General features: G+C 69.3%; 21 protein-coding genes. 3 read left to right on the top strand and 18 right to left on the bottom strand.

Annotated features, from left to right (window positions below; translation table 11 throughout):
• Positions 1 to 9 precede the first annotated feature (9 nt).
• The 11 genes from ACPP3B_RS03210 to ACPP3B_RS03260 form a co-directional block, all read right to left on the bottom strand.
• The gene (locus tag ACPP3B_RS03210) at positions 10 to 669 is read right to left on the bottom strand and encodes a sigma-E factor negative regulatory protein (protein WP_424859694.1); all 660 of its coding nucleotides are present in this window, start codon (positions 667 to 669) and stop codon (positions 10 to 12) included.
• Positions 670 to 706: 37 nt separating this feature from the next.
• Positions 707 to 1342: an RNA polymerase sigma factor RpoE gene (gene rpoE / locus ACPP3B_RS03215; RefSeq protein WP_424859695.1), complete on the bottom strand. Its 636-nt coding sequence runs from the start codon at positions 1340 to 1342 to the stop codon at positions 707 to 709.
• Positions 1339 to 1848: a hypothetical protein gene (locus ACPP3B_RS03220; protein WP_424859696.1), complete on the bottom strand. Its 510-nt coding sequence runs from the start codon at positions 1846 to 1848 to the stop codon at positions 1339 to 1341. The genes rpoE and ACPP3B_RS03220 overlap by 4 nt, the downstream gene beginning before the upstream one ends.
• Positions 1849 to 1851: 3 nt before the next feature.
• A complete protein-coding gene (gene fabF, locus ACPP3B_RS03225; protein ID WP_424859697.1) occupies positions 1852 to 3096 on the bottom strand; it encodes a beta-ketoacyl-ACP synthase II in 1245 nt (414 codons plus the stop codon).
• Between the two features lie 6 nt (positions 3097 to 3102).
• Positions 3103 to 3342, bottom strand: coding sequence for an acyl carrier protein (gene acpP / locus ACPP3B_RS03230; protein ID WP_068606668.1), 240 nt, complete (start codon positions 3340 to 3342; stop codon positions 3103 to 3105).
• 85 nt (positions 3343 to 3427) lie between these two features.
• Positions 3428 to 4177 (bottom strand): 3-oxoacyl-ACP reductase FabG, encoded by a 750-nt coding sequence (gene fabG, locus ACPP3B_RS03235; protein WP_424859698.1) that lies wholly within the window; start codon positions 4175 to 4177, stop codon positions 3428 to 3430.
• Positions 4178 to 4217: 40 nt separating this feature from the next.
• Positions 4218 to 5171, bottom strand: a complete 954-nt coding sequence (gene fabD, locus ACPP3B_RS03240) for an ACP S-malonyltransferase (RefSeq protein ID WP_424859699.1) — start codon at positions 5169 to 5171, stop codon at positions 4218 to 4220.
• A 26-nt stretch (positions 5172 to 5197) separates the two neighbouring features.
• The gene (locus ACPP3B_RS03245) at positions 5198 to 6217 is read right to left on the bottom strand and encodes a beta-ketoacyl-ACP synthase III (protein WP_424859700.1); all 1020 of its coding nucleotides are present in this window, start codon (positions 6215 to 6217) and stop codon (positions 5198 to 5200) included.
• Between the two features lie 40 nt (positions 6218 to 6257).
• Positions 6258 to 7310, bottom strand: a complete 1053-nt coding sequence (plsX, locus tag ACPP3B_RS03250) for a phosphate acyltransferase PlsX (protein ID WP_424859701.1) — start codon at positions 7308 to 7310, stop codon at positions 6258 to 6260.
• Positions 7311 to 7394: 84 nt separating this feature from the next.
• The gene (rpmF, locus tag ACPP3B_RS03255) at positions 7395 to 7577 is read right to left on the bottom strand and encodes a 50S ribosomal protein L32 (protein ID WP_234266733.1); all 183 of its coding nucleotides are present in this window, start codon (positions 7575 to 7577) and stop codon (positions 7395 to 7397) included.
• An 82-nt stretch (positions 7578 to 7659) separates the two neighbouring features.
• Positions 7660 to 8292, bottom strand: a complete 633-nt coding sequence (locus ACPP3B_RS03260) for a YceD family protein (RefSeq protein ID WP_424859702.1) — start codon at positions 8290 to 8292, stop codon at positions 7660 to 7662.
• A gap of 59 nt (positions 8293 to 8351) precedes the next feature.
• Here ACPP3B_RS03260 and pdxH point away from each other — a divergent pair, with 59 nt between their 5' ends.
• Entirely contained in the window at positions 8352 to 8984 is a 633-nt protein-coding gene (pdxH, locus tag ACPP3B_RS03265) for a pyridoxamine 5'-phosphate oxidase (protein WP_424859703.1), read from the top strand.
• Here pdxH and folK read toward each other — a convergent pair.
• The 5 genes from folK to ACPP3B_RS03290 form a co-directional block, all read right to left on the bottom strand.
• Positions 8981 to 9469: a 2-amino-4-hydroxy-6-hydroxymethyldihydropteridine diphosphokinase gene (gene folK / locus ACPP3B_RS03270; protein ID WP_424859704.1), complete on the bottom strand. Its 489-nt coding sequence runs from the start codon at positions 9467 to 9469 to the stop codon at positions 8981 to 8983. The two genes, pdxH and folK, sit on opposite strands and share 4 nt — an antisense overlap.
• The gene (pcnB, locus tag ACPP3B_RS03275; RefSeq protein WP_424859705.1) at positions 9462 to 10931 is read right to left on the bottom strand and encodes a polynucleotide adenylyltransferase PcnB; all 1470 of its coding nucleotides are present in this window, start codon (positions 10929 to 10931) and stop codon (positions 9462 to 9464) included. Before pcnB ends, folK begins: the two co-directional genes overlap by 8 nt.
• Entirely contained in the window at positions 10928 to 11602 is a 675-nt protein-coding gene (locus tag ACPP3B_RS03280) for an HAD family hydrolase (RefSeq protein ID WP_424860136.1), read from the bottom strand. Before ACPP3B_RS03280 ends, pcnB begins: the two co-directional genes overlap by 4 nt.
• Positions 11603 to 11682: 80 nt before the next feature.
• Positions 11683 to 12369 carry a DnaA regulatory inactivator Hda gene (hda, locus tag ACPP3B_RS03285; RefSeq protein WP_299023143.1) on the bottom strand — a complete coding sequence of 229 codons (687 nt, stop codon included), beginning with the start codon at positions 12367 to 12369 and terminating at the stop codon, positions 11683 to 11685.
• Position 12370: 1 nt separating this feature from the next.
• Positions 12371 to 13471, bottom strand: coding sequence for an AI-2E family transporter (locus ACPP3B_RS03290; RefSeq protein ID WP_424859706.1), 1101 nt, complete (start codon positions 13469 to 13471; stop codon positions 12371 to 12373).
• An 82-nt stretch (positions 13472 to 13553) separates the two neighbouring features.
• Between ACPP3B_RS03290 and purM the strand changes: the two genes are divergently transcribed.
• On the top strand, positions 13554 to 14585 hold the full coding sequence (gene purM, locus ACPP3B_RS03295; protein WP_299023138.1) for a phosphoribosylformylglycinamidine cyclo-ligase: 1032 nt from the start codon (positions 13554 to 13556) through the stop codon (positions 14583 to 14585).
• A 22-nt stretch (positions 14586 to 14607) separates the two neighbouring features.
• On the opposite strand, the gene ACPP3B_RS03300 is transcribed toward purM, so the two are convergent.
• Complete coding sequence (locus ACPP3B_RS03300; RefSeq protein WP_299023136.1) at positions 14608 to 15459, bottom strand: SirB1 family protein; 852 nt, start codon at positions 15457 to 15459, stop codon at positions 14608 to 14610.
• A 4-nt stretch (positions 15460 to 15463) separates the two neighbouring features.
• On the bottom strand, positions 15464 to 17026 hold the full coding sequence (gene murJ, locus ACPP3B_RS03305) for a murein biosynthesis integral membrane protein MurJ (RefSeq protein ID WP_299023134.1): 1563 nt from the start codon (positions 17024 to 17026) through the stop codon (positions 15464 to 15466).
• Between the two features lie 37 nt (positions 17027 to 17063).
• On the opposite strand from murJ, the gene ACPP3B_RS03310 reads away from it, so the two are divergent.
• Complete coding sequence (locus ACPP3B_RS03310) at positions 17064 to 17921, top strand: 3',5'-nucleoside bisphosphate phosphatase (RefSeq protein WP_299023132.1); 858 nt, start codon at positions 17064 to 17066, stop codon at positions 17919 to 17921.
• The last annotated feature ends 1 nt before the right edge of the window (position 17922 follow it).

Below are 17922 nucleotides of genomic sequence, written 5' to 3' on the forward strand. Positions count from 1 at the left end.
GCCAGGGTGTCAGCGCGCCGGCACGTCATAGCTGGCCGCGCGCAGAAAACCCGCGCTGGTCTGCAGCGCCGAAGCGCCCCCCCACTGGCGGTGCGCGGCCATCCATTCCTCGATCTGGGGATCGCGGACCACGCCGCTGCTGGCGCTGGCGGGCACCACCGGCGCGGACACCACGATGGGCACCGGGGCACTGTTGTGCGTACTCCCTGCCCACTGCGCCCCACCCGAGGGCGCACCGGACAGCGCCCCCGAACCCCACACGACCGCGACGATGGCGGCCACCGCGGTTACGCCTGCCACCACCTTCCAGCGAAACACCGCGTCGTTGGCGGCCGGCATCCGCGCGGACACAGCCCCCGGCGTGGCCGCCTCAGATACCGACGAGGCCGCCACAAAGGTCTCGCCGGTCTCGTGCGCTACGCGCGCCATCACCGCACGCACGAACGCCGGGTCCGCCCCGCCGTGCGCCGCGGCCTGTGCCCGCAACGCCTGGCCGATGCAACGGTACGCATCCCACGTGGCGCGGTCAGCCGCCGCGTCGCCTCGGGTCAACAGAGCCTCGACCTGCGGCATCGTGCATTCACCATCGAACAGCGCGGACAGCCACTCGCCACGGGTGGCGCTGGCGTCGTCCGTACGGCACTCGTTCGCAGAGACTTCAGGCTTCATGGTCATTCATCCAGTGGGGTGACGCCACACTGACATGTCACCAACGTTTGCCGCTTTGCCGCTCCAGCATCGGCTTGATACGCGCCGAAATCGCCTCTCGGGCGCGAAAGATGCGCGAACGCACCGTTCCGATCGGACAGTCGAGCGCTTGCGCGATCTCCTCGTAACTCAAGCCGTCGATCTCGCGCAAGGTGATCGCCTGGGCCAGCTCGGTCGGCAGCGCCTCGACCGCCGACTGCACGGCCTGGGCGATCTCCTTGCTCGCCAGTACCGCCTCGGGCGTCTCGGTGTCGGCCACCTGGGCGTTTAGTTCCTGTTCCAGGCTGGAAGTTTCATCGCCCTCGTCCCCGTTGTGCAGGCTGCTCATGGTCACCACCGGGTCGCGCTTGCGCTCCTGCAGCGCTTTCTTGGCGGTGTTGACGGCGATGCGGTAGAGCCAGGTGTAGAACTTGGCGTCGCCACGAAACTGGCCCAGCGCCCGGTAGGCGCGGATGAACGTCTCCTGCGCCAGGTCCTGCACCAGGTCGCTGTCGCGCACCAGGCGCGCGATCAGGCGCTCGACGCGACGCTGGTATTTGATGACCAGCAACTCGAACGCGCGCGGGTCGCCCTCGACCGCGCGCTGGACAAGCGCGGCGTCGGCATCAGGGGAGCGGGGCGGATCATCTTTCATGGCGCGGGCGTGGCGGGCCCGAATATACCCGATCGCCCCTCGCCAGCGCCGGCAGCCAGCGCCCGTCGCAGCGCCAGCCAGTCGGCCGGGGTGGAGGCCTCGCGCTGCCGACACCACAGCCACAGACGCAAACCATCGGGCGTCCGCGCGTCGATCAGCACGGCGTACGGCGTGTCGATGGCCACGCGCGGCGCCGTCAGCGCCACCCCGTGCGGCCGCGCCGGGCTGATCCAAAACCACCCACCCGTCACCCCGAGGCCCGCATCCGGCGGCGCGCGATACAGCAATGTCCCCTGCAGCGGACGCCGCCAAACCCACGACGTCCAGATCGCCGACAGCCCTGTCCCAACCAGCATCAGCCACCAAGGGCCGGGCAAATCCGGGCGCTGCACCGCCCACAGCGCCAGGGCCAGCCCGGCCAGCGACCCGCCGACGCCGCTCATCCACGCTTCTGGCCCGCGCGAGCGCACGGGCACGCGCACCTCGACGGTGTCGCCGTCGTCCATGCGTCAGACGCGCTTGAACACCAGCGTACCGTTGGTGCCGCCAAAACCGAAGTTGTTCTTCAGCGCCACGTCGATGCGCGCATCGCGTGCGGTGTTGGCGCAGTAGTCTAGGTCACACTCGGGGTCGGGGTCGACCAGGTTGATGGTGGGCGGAATCTTCTGGTGATAGAGGGCCAACACGGTGAAGACGCTCTCCAGCCCGCCCGCGCCGCCCAGCAGGTGACCGGTCATGGATTTGGTCGAGCTGACCACGACGCGGCGTGCGTGATCGCCGAGCGCCGCCTTGATGGCGTTGGTTTCGTTGACGTCGCCCAGCGGGGTGGAGGTACCGTGCGCGTTGAGGTAGTCCACTTGGTGCGGATTCAGACCCGCATTGCGCAACGCGCCCAGCATGGCGCGGCGCGGGCCGTCCATGTTGGGCGCCGTCATGTGCCCGGCATCCGCGCTCATGCCATAGCCTGCGAGCTCGGCATAGATGCGCGCGCCGCGTGCCTTGGCGTGCTCGTAGGATTCGAGCACCATCACCCCGGCCCCCTCGCCCAGCACGAAGCCGTCGCGCCCCTTGTCGAACGGGCGTGAAGCGGCCTGCGGATCGTCGTTGCGGGTCGACAGCGCGCGCATGGCAGCAAAGCCGCCAATACCCAGCGGTGAGACCGTCGCCTCGGTGCCACCGGCGATGACCACGTCGGCGTCGCCGTATTCGATCATGCGCCCCGCTTCGCCAATGCAGTGCAGGCCGGTGGTGCACGCCGTCACCACCGCCAAGTTGGGCCCTTTGAAGCCGTAGCGCATGGAGACGTGGCCCGAGACCATGTTGATGATGGACGCGGGCACGAAAAACGGCGAGATGCGACGCGGCCCTCGATTCGTGAGCTCGGTGTGTGTCGCCTCGATCAGGGGCAGGCCGCCGATGCCCGAGCCGATCACGCAGCCGATGCGGCACGCCTCGTCTTCGGACAGCGCCTCCCCCACCGGCAATCCTGCGTCCGCCACGGCCTGCGCCGCCGCAGCGATACCGTAATGGATGAAGGTGTCCATCGTCCGCGCCTCTTTGGGCGGGAGGTAGGACTCGAGGTCGAAGTCCTTGACTTCACCGGCGATCTGGCAGGCAAAGGCGCTGGCATCGAACTTGGTGATGCGATCGATGCCCGATCGCCCCGCGAGCAGATTGGCCCAGGCGGCATCGACCGTGTTGCCCACGGGGCTGATGCAGCCGAGGCCGGTCACGACGACACGGCGGCGGCTCATGGGCGATCAGGCTTTCTGGTGCGCCTTGGCGTAGTCGATCGCCTGCTGGACGGTGGTGATCTTCTCGGCGTCCTCGTCGGGGATCTCGATGCCGAACTCGTCTTCGAGAGCCATCACCAGCTCGACGGTGTCGAGGGAGTCGGCGCCCAGGTCGGCGACGAACGCCTTCTCCGGTGTCACCTGGCTCTCTTCGACGCCGAGCTGCTCGGCGATGATCTTCTTGACGCGTGCTTCGATGTCGCTCATGGATTCCCTCGTCGGGTGGTTGAAAAGCCCCGGCATTGTAGCGGCCCCGGCGCGGCATAGGCCAGGGCAGCGCGCCTGGCCGGTATCAGGCCATGAACATGCCGCCGTTGACGTGCACTTCCTGTCCCGTGATGTAGCCCGCCTGCGGGCTGGCCAAAAAGGCCACCGCGTGCGCCACGTCGGCCGGCTTGCCTAGGTGGCCCAGGGGGATCTGCGCCAGCAGCGCTTGCTGCTGCTCCGGCGGCAGGCTGGCGGTCATGTCGGTTTCGATGAAGCCGGGCGCGACGCAGTTGACGGTGATGCGCCGGCTGCCCAGCTCGCGCGCCAGCGCGCGCGTCATGCCCGCCACGCCGGCCTTGGCCGCCGCGTAGTTGGCTTGCCCGGGGTTGCCCGCCGCCCCCACCACACTCGTGATGTTGACGATGCGGCCGTAGCGCTGCTTCATCATCGGGCGGATCGCGGCGCGGCAGAGGCGAAAGACCGCCTTGAGGTTGGTGTCGAGCACGGCGTCCCAGTCCTCGTCCTTCAGGCGCATGGCCAGCATGTCGCGCGTGATGCCGGCATTGTTGACCAGGATGTGCAGCGCCCCGTGCTCCTTGACGAGCGCGTCGACCAAGCCTTCGGCTGCGGGGCCGTCCGTGACGTCCAGCCGCACGCCGCGGCACCCGGGATACGTGGCCAGCGCCTGCGTGATGCGTTGCGCGCCATCGTCGGTGGTGGCGGTGCCGATGACGCGCACGCCGCGGCTGGCCAGCTCGCGCGCGATGGCCGCGCCGATGCCGCGTGTGGCGCCGGTGACGAGGGCGATTTGCCCCTCCCAGATGGGTTCGGTCATGCGGTGCTCCTCCTGTGGATATCGGGAAGGGATACTGGCGTCAACGCGCCAGCATCGCCTTGACGTCGGTCAAACTGGCGGGATCGTACAGAGCGGCGGCGGCCACGTCGGGCGCGATGCGTTTGGTCAACCCCATGAGCACTTTGCCCGGCCCGCACTCGACGATCGCCTGTGCGCCACGTGCGCGCAGCGCCTGCACGCACTCCACCCAGCGCACGGGGCCAGCGGCCTGGCGCACCAAGGCGTCGCGGATGCGATCGGGCTCGGTCTCGACCGCCACGTCGATGTTGTTGACCACGGGAATGGCAGGCGGCCGCAGGGGAACGCTGGCCAAACGCTCGCGCAACGCCTCGGCGGCCGGCCGCATCAGGCTGGAGTGAAACGGCGCCGACACCGGCAGTGGCAGCGCCCGTTTGGCCCCCATGCCTTTGAGCACCTCGCACGCTTTGTCCACCGCGGCCTTGGAGCCAGCGATGACGGTTTGCGCCGGATCGTTGAAATTGACGGCCTCCACCACCTCGCCGCTGTCCGGGGCAAAGGCGGCTTGTGCCTGCGCGCAGCCCGTGCGCACGGCATCGGCATCCAGTCCCAGAATGGCGGCCATGGCCCCCGCACCCACGGGGACGGCCTGCTGCATCGCCTGGGCGCGAAAGCGCACCAGCGGCGCCGCTTCGGCCAGCGTCAGGGCACCGGCCGCCACCAACGCGCTGTATTCACCCAGCGAATGGCCGGCCAGCGCGATCGGGTCGGCGCCGCCCTCGGCCTTCCACACCCGCCATGCGGCGACCCCGGCCACCAGCATCACCGGCTGGGTGTTGGTGGTCAGCGCCAGGGCTTCCTTCGGGCCTTCATGGATCAGGGCGCCCAAGTCCTCGCCCAGCGCGTCGCTGGCTTCCTGCAACGTGGCGCGCACCTCCGGGTGATCACCCCAGGCGTCGAGCATGCCCACCGATTGCGAGCCCTGCCCCGGAAAAACGAAAGCAAATGCGGTCATCGTGTCTCCTAGAGTCGTTCGTCGCCTCATGCCCGCACCAGGGCCGATCCCCAGGTAAAGCCGCCCCCGACCCCTTCGAGCAGCAGCAGCTGGCCAGGCTGGATGCGGCCGGCGCGCACCGCGTGGTCCAGCGCCAGCGGAATCGAGGCCGCCGATGTGTTGCCGTGCTGATCGACCGTGACCACCACGCGCTCGATGGGCAGCCGCAGCTTGCGCGCCGTGCTTTGCATGATGCGGATGTTGGCCTGGTGCGGGATGAGCCAGTCCACGTCGGCCTCGGTCTTGCCCGCCTTGGCCAGCGTGGTGCGGGCCGTCTCCTCCAGCACATGCACCGCCAGCTTGAAGACCGCCTGCCCATCCATGCGCAGCAGCGGCTCACCCAGCACCTGCCCGCCGGCCACCCCGCCGGGCACACACAAGATGCCCGTGTGCCGACCGTCCGCGTGGATGTCGGTGGCCAGCACGCCCGGGCCGCTGCCGTCGTGCTCGGTGGCTTCCAGCACCACGGCGCCAGCGCCGTCGCCAAACAGCACGCAGGTCGTGCGGTCATCGAAGTCGAGGATACGCGAAAACACCTCGGCCCCCACCACCAACGCGCAGCGTGCCGTGCCGGTACGGATGAGCGCATCAGCCACCGTCAGCGCGTAGATAAAACCGGTGCACACCGCCTGCACGTCGAACGCGGGCGCACCGATCGGCCCGCGCCCGCCCTGGGCGCTGGCGGCCTCGTGCAGCTTGCGCTGCAGGATGGAGGCCGTGGACGGAAACACCATGTCCGGAGTGGACGTGGCCAGCACGATCAGATCGACCTCGTGCGGTTCGCGCCCCGCGGCCTGCAAGGCGCGCAGGCTGGCAGCCAGCGCCAAGTCGCTCGCCATCTCACCGTCGGCGGCGAAGTGGCGCGCGCGAATGCCCGTGCGCTCGACGATCCACTCGTCGCTCGTCTGCAGCCCGCGCTGGGCGAGCCACTCGGCCATGTCCTGGTTGGTCAGGCGCCGCTGGGGCAAATGGCTGCCCGTGCCAGTGATGCGGGCGTACAGACTCATCGGTGCTCCGGTGGTTGGCAACAGACCATGGACGACCTGCTCAAGTAAACGGGCCGGCCTCGACCCCGTGCGCGGCCGTCGCCATCAACGGGGCCGCGTGGGCGATGCGACGCTGCACACGATCCAGCAATCGGGCGTCGGCCGCATCATACGCACGCCGCAGCGCCTGCTCGAACGCAAACGCGTCGGCCGAGCCGTGGCTCTTGAACACCAGGCCGCGCAAGCCCAGCAGCGCCGCGCCGTTGTAGCGCCGATGATCGACCCGGCGCTTGAAGCGCATCAGCACCGGCCACGCCACCAGCGCCGCCAGCCGCGCATACGCGCTGCGCGCAAACTCCTCGCGCAAAAAGGTGCTGATCATGCTGGCCAGCCCCTCGCTGGCCTTGAGCGCGACGTTGCCGACGAACCCGTCGCAGACGACGATGTCGACCGTGCCTTTGAAAATGTCGTTGCCTTCGACGTTGCCGTGGAAGTTCAGGTCACCGCGCGCGGCGGCCTCGCGCAGCAACTGCCCCGCGCGCTTGATGACGTCGTTGCCCTTGATGACCTCTTCGCCGATATTGAGCAGCCCCACGGTCGGGTTCTCGCGACCGCTGGCGGCCACGAGCGCCGAGCCCATGACCGCGAACTGCAACAGGTGCTCGGCGGTGCAATCGACATTGGCCCCCAGGTCCAGCACGGTGGTCGCCCCACCGGCCGCGTTGGGCATTTGGGTCGCGATGGCGGGTCGGTCGATGCCATCGAGCGTTTTGAGCACGTAGCGCGCAATCGCCATCAGCGCCCCCGTGTTGCCAGCAGACACAGCCGCATCGGCCGCCCCGTCCTTGACCTGCGCGATCGCCACGCGCATGGACGAGTCCTTCTTGCGGCGCAGGGCCACCTCGACCGGATCGTCCATCGCCACGACCTCGGAGGCGTGCACCACGCTGCAACGGGCAGCGTCGAGCCCGGCAGGCAGCGACGACAACGCGTCGGGCCGACCCACCAAGAGCAAGCGCGCCTCGGGATGGCTGGCAAGAAACGCGGCACAAGCCGGCAGGGTCACCGAGGGGCCGTGGTCGCCCCCCATGCAGTCGACGGCAATCCGGATCACGGTGGCTTCATGCGCGCGCGGGCGGCCCGCTGCGCCCACCTCGGCGCGCGACCGTCACCCGCGTGACGGGAACCGTCGCGGAAATCAAGCCTCGGACTTGTTCTTGAGCACCTGACGGCCGCGATAAAAGCCGTTGGGGCTGATGTGGTGGCGCAGGTGCGTCTCGCCCGTGGTGGGCTCAACGGCGATCCCAGGCACCGACAGCGCGTTGTGCGAGCGGTGCATGCCGCGCTTGGACGGCGACTTCTTGTTCTGCTGAACGGCCATGATCGGCTCCTGGAAAAAGACAAGGATAGTCTAGGAAAACCCCGCATTATAGCCGGCCGCCCGTCATCGGGGCAACGCGCCCTCAGGGCCGACGCGCTTTGAGGGCGGCTAGCACCTCGAAGGGACGGCGTCGCGCCTCGGCCGATTCGTCCCCGTCTGCGGCGGCAGGCGTCAGCACCTCCCCGCTGGTCAGGGCAATCGGGTGCGGGCAGGTGTCGTGCATGGGCACCAACGGCGCTGCCAGCAGCAGCTCGTCCTCCACCAACTCGCGCAACGGGTAGCGCGTCCCCGCCAGCACCAGCAGGTCTTCCTCGCACGACTCGTCTTCGGCCTCGGCGGTCGCCTCGTCGGCCACGAAGCGAAACCAGCGATCCACCGCGAGCGGCTGCCAGTACGGCTCCAGGCAACGCTGACACACCAGTGGCACCGCGCCTGCCAAGCGCAGGTGCAGCCAGAGCTGACGCGGCACGGCCGCGCGCCGGCCGCCCGCCAATGCCCGCACGGCCGCCGTCACCGCGGGCGGCGGATCGCGCCACTCGGCGCGGACGTGCCAGTCGATCGCTGCGGGATCCCTGTCCCGCAGCCCGGGCGCGTCGAGCAGCAGGCGCGGCAGCCGGGACAGTGCAAAACGCCCCGCAAGCGGCTCGGCGCGGCGCGCCAAGGCCTCGACGTCGATCCAGTCGTGGCGGGCATCAGCGTTGTCGGGCTGTGACATGGGTGCGATTATCCCCCAGCCCCTGCGCGGCACAAAGGTCGCGTGCCATACTCTCGGGCATGGATATCGCTGCGCTGCGCAAGAGTTACGAAAAAGCCGAGCTGAGCGAGGACGCCTCGCACGCCGACCCGCTGCGGCAGTTCGAGCAGTGGTTGCACGAAGCCATCCGCGCCGAGCTGCCCGAGCCCAACGCGATGACACTGGCCACCGTGGGCAGCGACCTGCGCCCCAGCACGCGCGTCGTGCTCATCAAAGGCTGCGACGAGCGCGGCATCGTCTGGTACACCAACTATGACAGCCGCAAGGGGCGCGAACTGGCCGGCAACCCCTATGCCGCGCTGCAGTTTCACTGGGTGGAGCTCGAGCGCGTGGTACGTATCGAGGGCGTGGTGGAAAAGGTCTCCCCCGAAGAAAGCGACGCCTACTTTGCCAGCCGCCCGTTGGACCACCGCATCGGCGCCTGGGCCAGTCCGCAAAGCCAAGTCATCGACAGCCGCGCGGTGCTGGTGGCCAACGCGGCCAAGTACGCAGCGCAGTTTCTACTGAACCCGCCACGCCCGCCGCACTGGGGTGGCTACCGGCTCAAGCCCGACGCCTGGGAGTTCTGGCAGGGCCGCAAGAGCCGCCTGCACGACCGGCTGCGCTACCGGCTCGACAACGGGCGGTGGGTACGCGAGCGGCTGGCCCCTTAGTCGCCTGAGGCCCCACCCGAGGCCCAGCGCTCGATGCCCTGCCCCGCCACCGCCTGTAGGGCGTGTACGGGCACCAACGCGGGCGCCACCTCCGCCAGCGGCACCAGCACGAACGCGCGCGCCCACAGGCGCGGGTGCGGCACGGTCAAGTCGGGCGAGGCGATACGCGCCTGGCCGTAGAGCAACAGATCGAGGTCGAGCGTGCGCGGCGCATTGGGGTATGGGCGCTCGCGACCCGCGCGCGCTTCCAGCGCCTGCAGTGCGGCCAGCAGGTCCGGCGCCGTCAACCGCGTCGACACGGCCGCGACGGCATTGCAGTAGTCCGGGCCGCTGGCCTGCCAGGGCGCGGTGCGCCACAGGCTGGAGACCGCTACCCGCTGCGACTGCGGCAGCTCGTCGAGCCAGCGCAGCGCCGTGCGCACCTGCGCTTCCGGCTCGCCCAGGTTGGCGCCGACCCCGATGTAGGCCGTGACCGCCTCACGCATCGGGGACAGGCCCCGCTGCCTCTGCCGCGCTACCGCCCCCGGCGGCGGGTTTGCGGCGGCGCCGCGGGCGCTTGCCCGGGGTTTTGCTGCGCTGTTGCTCCAGCCGGATGGCCTCGATCATGTCGCGCCGCACTGCCTCGCCCGCCAGGCTGAAGGTTTCCCACCAGTGGGCCAACTCCTCCTCCACCTCGCCCACCTGAGCGCGCAGGCGCAAAAAGTCAAAACCCGCCCGAAACCGCGGCTGCTCCACCAGCGTGAAGGGGCTTTGCCCCGTGCGCTTGTCGAAGCGCGGCTGCATCATCCAGATCTCGCGCATGTCGGCGCCCAGCTTGCCGCGCCCGGAGACGTCGCCGATGCGCGACTCGAACACCTCGTCCACCGCTTCCGCCAGCGCCGGGAACGTCGGCACGCCCTCGCCCAAGCGGCGCTGCCACGCGGCACGCACGTCCTGCCACAGCACGCACGCCAGCAAAAAGCTCGGCGCGACGGGCTTGCCTTCGGCCACCCGCCGGTCGGTGTCCAGCAGCGCCGCGCGCACGAAGGGTTCGTCGCCGCGCGCCACCACCACGTCCAGCAGCGGATAGATGCCGCGCGCCAGCCCGTTGGCCCGCAGCGCCTCGATGCTGGCGATCGCGTGCCCCGTCTGCAGCAGCTTGAGCATCTCGTCGAACAATCGGCTCGGCGGCACGTCCGCCAGCAGCGGCAAGCACGGCAGCATGGGCGCGCGGGTTTTCTCATCGAGCTTGAAACCCAGGTGGCTGAGCTTGGCTGCGAAGCGCACCGCGCGCACGATGCGCACCGGATCCTCGCGGTAGCGGGTCGCGGGGTCGCCGATCATGCGCAGCACGCGCTTGCGCGCGTCGCGAATGCCGTGGTGGAAATCGACCACGGTTTCGGTCTCCGGGTCGTAGTACATGGCATTGATGGTGAAATCGCGCCGCGCCGCATCCTGCTCGATCGGGCCCCAAACGTTGTCGCGCAGCACGCGGCCACTGGCATCGACCGCGTGCGACACGCCGGCCAGCTCTCGCTTGTGGCTGCGCTCGTCGCCCGCCACGGCCTCGGCGGCGTTGGCATCCAGATAGGCGCGAAAGGTCGAGACCTCGATCACCTCGTGCTCGCGGCCGCGGCCAAACACCACGTGCACGATGCGAAAGCGCCGCCCGATGATGAAGGCGCGCCGAAACAGCGCCTTGACCTGTTCTGGCGTGGCGTTGGTGGCGACGTCGAAATCCTTGGGTCGCAGGCCCAGCAGCAAGTCGCGCACCGCGCCGCCGACGATGTAGGCCTCGTAGCCGGCCCGCTTGAGCGTGCGCACGACGTCGACGGCGCGCCCGTCGACCAGCGACGGGTCGATGCCATGCACCGTGGCCGGCACGTCCTGCCGCTTGCCAAAGCGCGAACGGCGCAACGTCGGACGCACGGTCTTGTCGAGCAGTTTGTCGATCAGGGTCTTGATCATGGGTGGGGTTCGAAAAGGTCGAGGATGCGCCAGCCGCGCGCACGCGCCAGCTCGCGCAAGCCCGCGCTGGGGTTGGTCGCCACGGGGACGTCGGCGCGCTCCAGCAGGGGCAGGTCATTGGTGGAGTCCGAATAAAACGTCACGTGCACGTCGTCCCAGCCCAAGCCCAGCTGCGCCAGCCACTGCGCCACGCGCGTGACCTTGCCCTCGCGAAACGAGGGCACGCCGTCGATCTCGCCGGTGATCCAACCGTCGGGCCCACGCGCCAGCTCCACGGCGATGAGTGCATCCACCCCGAACGCCTGCGCGATTGGGCGCGTGACGAACGCGTTGGTCGCGGTGACGATGGCGATGCGCTCGCCACGCTCGCGGTGGGCCGCAACCAAGGCGCGCGCCTCGGGCCGGATGGCGGGCGCGATCACCTCGGCCATGAAGCGCGCGTGCGCCTGCGCCGCGGCCTGCGGCCCGCGCAGGCGCACCGCCTCGGTGGCAAAGCGCACATAGGCATGCACGTCCAGCCGCCCCGCCTGGTAGTCGGCAAAGAACGCATCGTTGCGGCGCGTGAAGTCTTGCGGATCGGTCCAGCCGATGCGCGTGGTGAACTCACCCCACGCATAGTCGGAGTCGAGCGGCAGCAACGTGTGGTCGAGGTCGAACAGCGCAACGGCGATGCGCCCATCGCGCCAGGTGGAAGCAGCAGGCGGCACTGCCACAGGCGAAACAGAGGAGGAAGCAGACGACATCGACAACATCAATCGGTCGCGAGCATGGCGCGCACCAGTGGAATGGTGATGGCGCGCTGGGTGCGCAGCGCGTAGCCGTCCAGGCGATCGAGCAAGGCCATCAAACTGGACAGGTCACGCGCGAAGCGGCTGAGCAGAAAATCGATCACCTCATCGGATAGCGCGACGCCACGCGCATCGGCCGCGCGACGCAACACGGCACGGCGGGCGCGCTCGTCCAGCGGCTGCAGTTGGAAGACATGACCCCAGCCCAGGCGGCTGCGCAGATCGTCGCGCAGCGGCAGGTCGGCCGGGGGGCGATCCCCGCTGGCCAGCACGGCGCGCTGGCCGCCGCTGGCGGGTGACTGGGCGTTGACGAACCAGTTGAACGCCGCCGCCTGCTGCTCGGTCGTGTACCGATGCACGTCGTCGAACAGCACCGCCGACCAGCGCTCGTCGAACGGCCCCGGCGCGTGGACGTCGGGTGCAAGCCAGCCTACCGCCTCGCCACGCGCCTGCAGCGCCAGCGCAACGGCACGCAACAAATGGGTCTTGCCGCTGCCAGTGGGGCCCCAAAGGTACAGCGGCAGCGGCGAGCGGGGGCTACCCTGCAGCCACACACGCAGGTACTCCCAAGCGGACTCGTTGCCGTCGGGCACGAAATTGGCCAGCGTCGGCTGGGGCGCCAATCCCAGGTCGAGCACGAGCTGCTCCACTTTAGTCCTCCTGCCCCGCGCGTCCGGCCCCCGCCGCTGCCCGCCGCTCGCGATACAGCGGGCTGCGCACATACAGCACTTGCAACCGGCGCACCGCCACCAACAACACGGCGGAAGCCGGCAACGCGATCAACACGCCGACGAACCCGAACAAGTGCCCAAACGCCATGAGGGCGAAGATGACCGCGATCGGATGCAGGCCGATGCGCTCGCCCACCAAACGCGGGGTCAGGAAGAAGCTCTCCACCACCTGCCCCACTGCATAGACCGCCACCACCAGCAACACGCCCCCCAGACTCTGGAATTGCAGCAGCGCCGCCAGCAGCGCCAGCACCAGGCCGATCCCGTAGCCCAAGTAGGGCACGAACATCGCCAACCCGGTGAAGACCCCAATCGGTACCGCCAATTGCAGCCCCGCCAACCACAGCCCCGCCGCGTAGAACACGGCCATGATGCCCATGACCAGCAGTTGCCCCCGCAAATATTGGCCCAGCACCGCGTCCACATCGGCCAAAAAACGCCCCACCGAAGATCGCCACGCCGGCGGCACCAGCGCGGCGCTGCGCGCCACCACCGCGTCCCAATCCAATAGCAAGTAATACGCCACCACCGGCATGAGCACCAGGTTGCCCAGCAGCGCCAGCAGCGCGCTGCCGCCGATGCGCAGCGACGCCAGCACGTGCTCGAGCAACTGATCCTCGCGGCCGCTGACCATGCGCCGCAACAAGGCCCGCACCCCATCGACATCGATCGACAAATCGATCCCGTGGCGCCGCAACAGCGGCACCAGCCAGGCATTGAGCCGTTCCAGCAGCGCGGGAATCTGCTCGCGCAACAGGGGCCACTGCTGGCTGACCACAGGCACGATGATGAAGGCCACCGCCAGCAACAGCAGCATCAGCAGCGCGATGGCCAGTCCGGCCCCCAGCGCGCGCGGCACCCGGTGCGCCGCCAGCCACGCCACCGCGGGCTGCAAGGCATAGGCCAGCACCGCCGCCACCACGAATGGCAGCAGCACCGGCGCCAGCACCGACACGCCCCACCAGGCGGCGACGGCCAGCGCCAGCCACAGCAGGGCGTGTCGTTGAGATTCGGTCAGCATGGCAGGGTTGGCAGCAGCACAGCGCGCTTGCGGGCCCCGGGGGTCGGGACGCCCGTACAATCGCGGGGATTCTACCGACCCCATGAACACCACACCGCTTTCTTACAAGGATGCCGGCGTCGACATCGATGCCGGGGACGCGCTGGTCGAGCGCATCAAACCGCTGGCACGACGCACCCTGCGCGATGGCGTGCTGGCCGGCATCGGCGGCTTTGGTGCCCTGTTCGAGGTGCCCCGGCGCTACCGTGAGCCGGTACTCGTCAGTGGCACCGACGGCGTCGGCACCAAACTCAAGCTCGCCTTCGCCTGGAATATGCACGACACCGTCGGCATCGATCTGGTGGCCATGAGCGTCAACGACGTGCTGGTGCAAGGCGCCGAGCCGCTGTTCTTTCTCGACTATTTCGCCTGCGGCAAACTGGATGTCGACACCGCGGCGCGGGTCGTGGGCGGCATCGCGCGCGGCTGCGAAGAATCAGGCTGCGCACTCATCGGCGGCGAGACGGCCGAGATGCCCGGCATGTACCCTCCGGGCGAGTACGATCTGGCGGGCTTTTGCGTCGGCGTGGTCGAGAAATCGCGCATCCTCACCGGCGCCGACGTCTGCGCGGGCGACGTGGTGCTGGGGCTGGCCTCCAGCGGCGTGCACTCCAACGGCTTTAGCCTCGTGCGCAAGTGCATCGAACGCGCGGGGCACGACCTGCCCACCACGCTGGACGGGCGCCCGTTCCGCGAGGCGATCATGGCGCCCACTCGCCTGTACGTCAAACCCGTGCTCGCCGCGCTGCAGCAACACCCCATCAAGGCGCTGGCGCACATCACCGGCGGCGGCCTGCTGGAAAACATCCCGCGCGTGCTGCCGGACGGGCTGGCGGCGCACCTGGTCAAGGGCAGCTGGCCGCAGACCGAGCTGTTCGCGTGGCTGCAGCGCACCGCGGGTATCGACGACCACGAGATGAACCGCACCTTCAACAACGGCATCGGCATGGTGGTCATCGTCGACCCCACGCACGCCGACGCCACTGCGGCGACGCTGGCCGCCCAGGGCGAGACGGTCTACCGCATCGGCACCATCGCCCCGCGCGGCGATGGTGCCGCGGTGGTCGTCGGCTAAGATAGCCCAAACTGGCCCTGCCCTACCCGCCCGCCCGCCGCAGCGCAGCCACCCGGTCAGCGATCGCCTGCGCCTCCAGCGGATCGTCGGCGTGTGGCAGGTAGGCTTCCAAGTCTTGCAGCGCGCGCTGGGGCTGCCCCAGCTCGGCCCAGGCCAGGCCTCGGTCGCGCACCTCGGCCCAGGCGTCGGGCCGCAGCACGATCAGCCGATCGAGCACCGCAATCAGGCGCAACCAGTCCTCCTGTGAGTGGTGGATTTCCTTCAGATTGCGCAGCACGCGGGCCACGATGTCGCGTGGCGCTGCCGCCTGCAGGTACAAGCCCACCGGCACGTCGAAGTCGTCCACCAGCCCATGGCGGCGTTTGTACGGCTCCAGCCGCTCGGCCAAGTCTTCGCGGCTGAGTGACTGGCCAGTAAACGGGTCGAGGATGACCTGCCCCTGCGGCAGGTTGACCTTGACCAAAAAGTGCCCGGGAAAATTGATGCCCGCCGCGCGCAGGCGTATGCCCTGCGCCAGCTCGAGCCAAATCACCGCCAGGCTGATGGGGATGCCGCGGCGCGTGCGCAGCACCGTGTGCAGGTAGCTGTTTTCGGGGTCGTAGTAGTCGTTGACGTTGCCGCCAAAGCCCAATTCGTGAAAAAAGTACTGGTTGAGCACGCGCAGCCGGTGCAGGTGGCCCGCATCCGCCGGCAGGCGGCGGCGCAGCCGCTCGAGCATCCGGTCCACGTCGTCCAACACGGACTGGATATCGAGCTCCGGGTACTCATCCAGCGCCACGGCGGCGGTGGCCTCCAGCAACGGGAAGCCCTCGTCCTGCGCCACCAGCGCAGCAAAGTAGTCCAGCGACGACGGCACCCGTGCAGCCCAGTTCATGGCACTACTTTCGCACAAATTGCCGCAGCGGCAAACCCGCCAGCGCCAAGGCCCCGAAGTACACCGCCGCCGCACCGGCAACCCCCGCGGCCAACACGCCCGCCCGCAGGGCACGCGCGGATGTGCCGGTCCAATCGAATGCCTGCGCCAACCACAGCAGATACACCGCCAACAGCACCGCGCCCGCCAGCACCTGTCCCCCGAAGCGCCCCCACCCAGGCTGCGGGCGATACGCCCCCCGGCGCACCAGACCCACCAGCAGCCAGCCTGCATTGAGCAGCGCGCCCATGCCGATGGCCAGCGCCAGGCCAGCATGTGCCAGCCGCGGCACCAACACCGCATTCATGAGTTGGGTGAACACCAGCACCACGATGGCGATGCGTACCGGCGTGCGGATGTCTTGTCGGGCGTAAAACCCCGGGGCGAGCACCTTGATCGCGATCAGCCCCAACAGCCCCACGCCGTAGCCGGTCAGCGCCAGCGCGGTCTGGCGCACATCGTGCACCGTGAAGGCCCCGTAGTGGTAGAGCACCGCCACCAGCGGCTGGGCAAACAACAGCAGCCCCAGCGCGCTGGGCACGGCCAGCAGCACCACCCAGCGCAGCCCCCAGTCGAGCAGTTGGCTGTAGCGATCTGCGTCACCCGCCGCCTGCGCCGCCGACAACTGCGGCAACAGCACCACGCCCAGCGCCACGCCCAGCAAGGCGGTGGGGAACTCCATCAGCCGGTCGGCGTAGGTGAGCCACGACACGCTGCCTGCCCCCAGGTGCGAGGCGATCTGGGTGTTGATGAGCAGCGAAATCTGCGCCACACTCACCCCCAGCAGCGCAGGCGCCATGAGCGTGAGTATCCGGCGCGTGCCCGGATACTGCCAGCCCGCGCGCACGCCCGCCCACGACAGGCGCACGCGCGGCAGCAGCCCCAGCCGCGCCAGTGCCGGAATTTGCACACCCAACTGCAACACCCCGCCCAGCATCACGCCCCCGCCCAGCGCATAGATGGGCTCCACGCCCCAACGGGCGAGCGCGGGCGCCCCCCACCAAGCGGCGGCGATCATGGCCAGGTTGAGCAGCACCGGCGTGGCCGCGGGTATCGCGTAGCGACGCCAGGTGTTGAGGATGCCGGCACTCAGCGCCACCAGCGACATGAAGCCGATGTAGGGAAACATCCAGCGCGTCAGCACCACCGCGGTCTCGAAGCCCTGCGGGTGCTGCTGCAGACCCGCTGCCATGGCCCACACCAGCACCGGGGCGCCCAGCACGCCCACCACACAAGTCAGCAGCAGCGCCGCTAACAGCACGGTGGCCACGCGGTCGATCAGCTCCCGGGTGGCGGCGTCACCGTCGGTGGCGCGCGTCGCCGCCAGCACCGGCACGAAGGCCTGCGAAAACGCCCCTTCCGCGAACAGGCGCCGCAGCAGGTTGGGAATGCGAAACGCGACGTTGAAGGCGTCGGTGAGCGCGCTGGCGCCGAACGTGGCAGCAATCAGCAGCTCGCGCACCAAGCCGGTGATGCGCGACGCCAACGTCAGTAGCGAGACGATGGAAGCGGATTTGAACAGAGACACCGCGCGAGTGTAGCCGCGCGCCTACAATGGGCGTGCCATGCGCATCGTCAACGCCGACCTGCACTGCCACTCCATCGTCTCGGACGGCACGCTCACGCCCGAAGCGCTGGCCGCGCGCGCCCACGGCAACGGGGTGGAGCTGTGGTCGCTGACCGATCATGACGAGGTGGGCGGGCAACACCGGGCGGCAGCGGCCGCACAGGCGCTGGGGCTGCCGTATCTGTGCGGCGTCGAGATCTCGGTCACCTTCGCCGGGATGACGGTGCACATCGTGGGCCTGGGCATCGACCCGGACGATGCACAACTCGTCGCGGGGTTGGCGCACACGCGCGGCGGGCGCGAGCGGCGCGCGCGAGAGATGGCCGAGCAGCTCGCCGCCGTCGGCATCCGCGGCGCCTACGATGGGGCCCTCAAATACGTCGGCAACCCAGAGCTGATCTCGCGCACCCACTTTGCGCGCTATCTGGTCGAGACAGGCGTGTGCCACGACACGCACGAGGTGTTTCGCCGTTTTCTGACCGAGGGCAAACCTGGCTACGTCGAACACCGCTGGGCGGCCCTGGGTGACGCGGTGCGCTGGATCACCGACGCGGGCGGCGTCGCCGTAATCGCCCACCCGGCGCGCTACGCGTGGGCCAATGCAACGCAGGAGTATGCGCTGTTTGCCGAGTTCAAGGCGCACGGCGGCCGTGCGGTCGAGGTCGTCACCGGCAGCCACAGCAGCGCCGAGATCGTGCGCTACGCCGACATGGCGCGCGAGTTCGACCTGGCCGCTTCGCGCGGCAGCGACTTCCACAGCCCCGACGAGTCGCACACCGATCTGGGCGCGCTGCCCTATCTGGACGGGCGGCTCACCCCGGTGTGGGAGCTGCTGGCCCACCGCGTGCTGCACTGAG

Origin of the sequence: Tepidimonas sp. HKU77, from assembly GCF_049728535.1 — a bacterium.
GTDB lineage: Bacteria > Pseudomonadota > Gammaproteobacteria > Burkholderiales > Burkholderiaceae_C > Tepidimonas.

Coding starts and splice junctions, on each gene's coding strand:
- ACPP3B_RS03210 (WP_424859694.1), bottom strand. CDS start 669: ATGAAGCCTGAAGTCTCTGCGAACGAGTGCCGTACGGACGACGCCAGC.
- rpoE (WP_424859695.1), bottom strand. CDS start 1,342: ATGAAAGATGATCCGCCCCGCTCCCCTGATGCCGACGCCGCGCTTGTC.
- ACPP3B_RS03220 (WP_424859696.1), bottom strand. CDS start 1,848: ATGGACGACGGCGACACCGTCGAGGTGCGCGTGCCCGTGCGCTCGCGC.
- fabF (WP_424859697.1), bottom strand. CDS start 3,096: ATGAGCCGCCGCCGTGTCGTCGTGACCGGCCTCGGCTGCATCAGCCCC.
- acpP (WP_068606668.1), bottom strand. CDS start 3,342: ATGAGCGACATCGAAGCACGCGTCAAGAAGATCATCGCCGAGCAGCTC.
- fabG (WP_424859698.1), bottom strand. CDS start 4,177: ATGACCGAACCCATCTGGGAGGGGCAAATCGCCCTCGTCACCGGCGCC.
- fabD (WP_424859699.1), bottom strand. CDS start 5,171: ATGACCGCATTTGCTTTCGTTTTTCCGGGGCAGGGCTCGCAATCGGTG.
- ACPP3B_RS03245 (WP_424859700.1), bottom strand. CDS start 6,217: ATGAGTCTGTACGCCCGCATCACTGGCACGGGCAGCCATTTGCCCCAG.
- rpmF (WP_234266733.1), bottom strand. CDS start 7,577: ATGGCCGTTCAGCAGAACAAGAAGTCGCCGTCCAAGCGCGGCATGCAC.
- ACPP3B_RS03260 (WP_424859702.1), bottom strand. CDS start 8,292: ATGTCACAGCCCGACAACGCTGATGCCCGCCACGACTGGATCGACGTC.
- pdxH (WP_424859703.1), top strand. CDS start 8,352: ATGGATATCGCTGCGCTGCGCAAGAGTTACGAAAAAGCCGAGCTGAGC.
- folK (WP_424859704.1), bottom strand. CDS start 9,469: ATGCGTGAGGCGGTCACGGCCTACATCGGGGTCGGCGCCAACCTGGGC.
- pcnB (WP_424859705.1), bottom strand. CDS start 10,931: ATGATCAAGACCCTGATCGACAAACTGCTCGACAAGACCGTGCGTCCG.
- ACPP3B_RS03290 (WP_424859706.1), bottom strand. CDS start 13,471: ATGCTGACCGAATCTCAACGACACGCCCTGCTGTGGCTGGCGCTGGCC.
- purM (WP_299023138.1), top strand. CDS start 13,554: ATGAACACCACACCGCTTTCTTACAAGGATGCCGGCGTCGACATCGAT.
- ACPP3B_RS03300 (WP_299023136.1), bottom strand. CDS start 15,459: ATGAACTGGGCTGCACGGGTGCCGTCGTCGCTGGACTACTTTGCTGCG.
- ACPP3B_RS03310 (WP_299023132.1), top strand. CDS start 17,064: ATGCGCATCGTCAACGCCGACCTGCACTGCCACTCCATCGTCTCGGAC.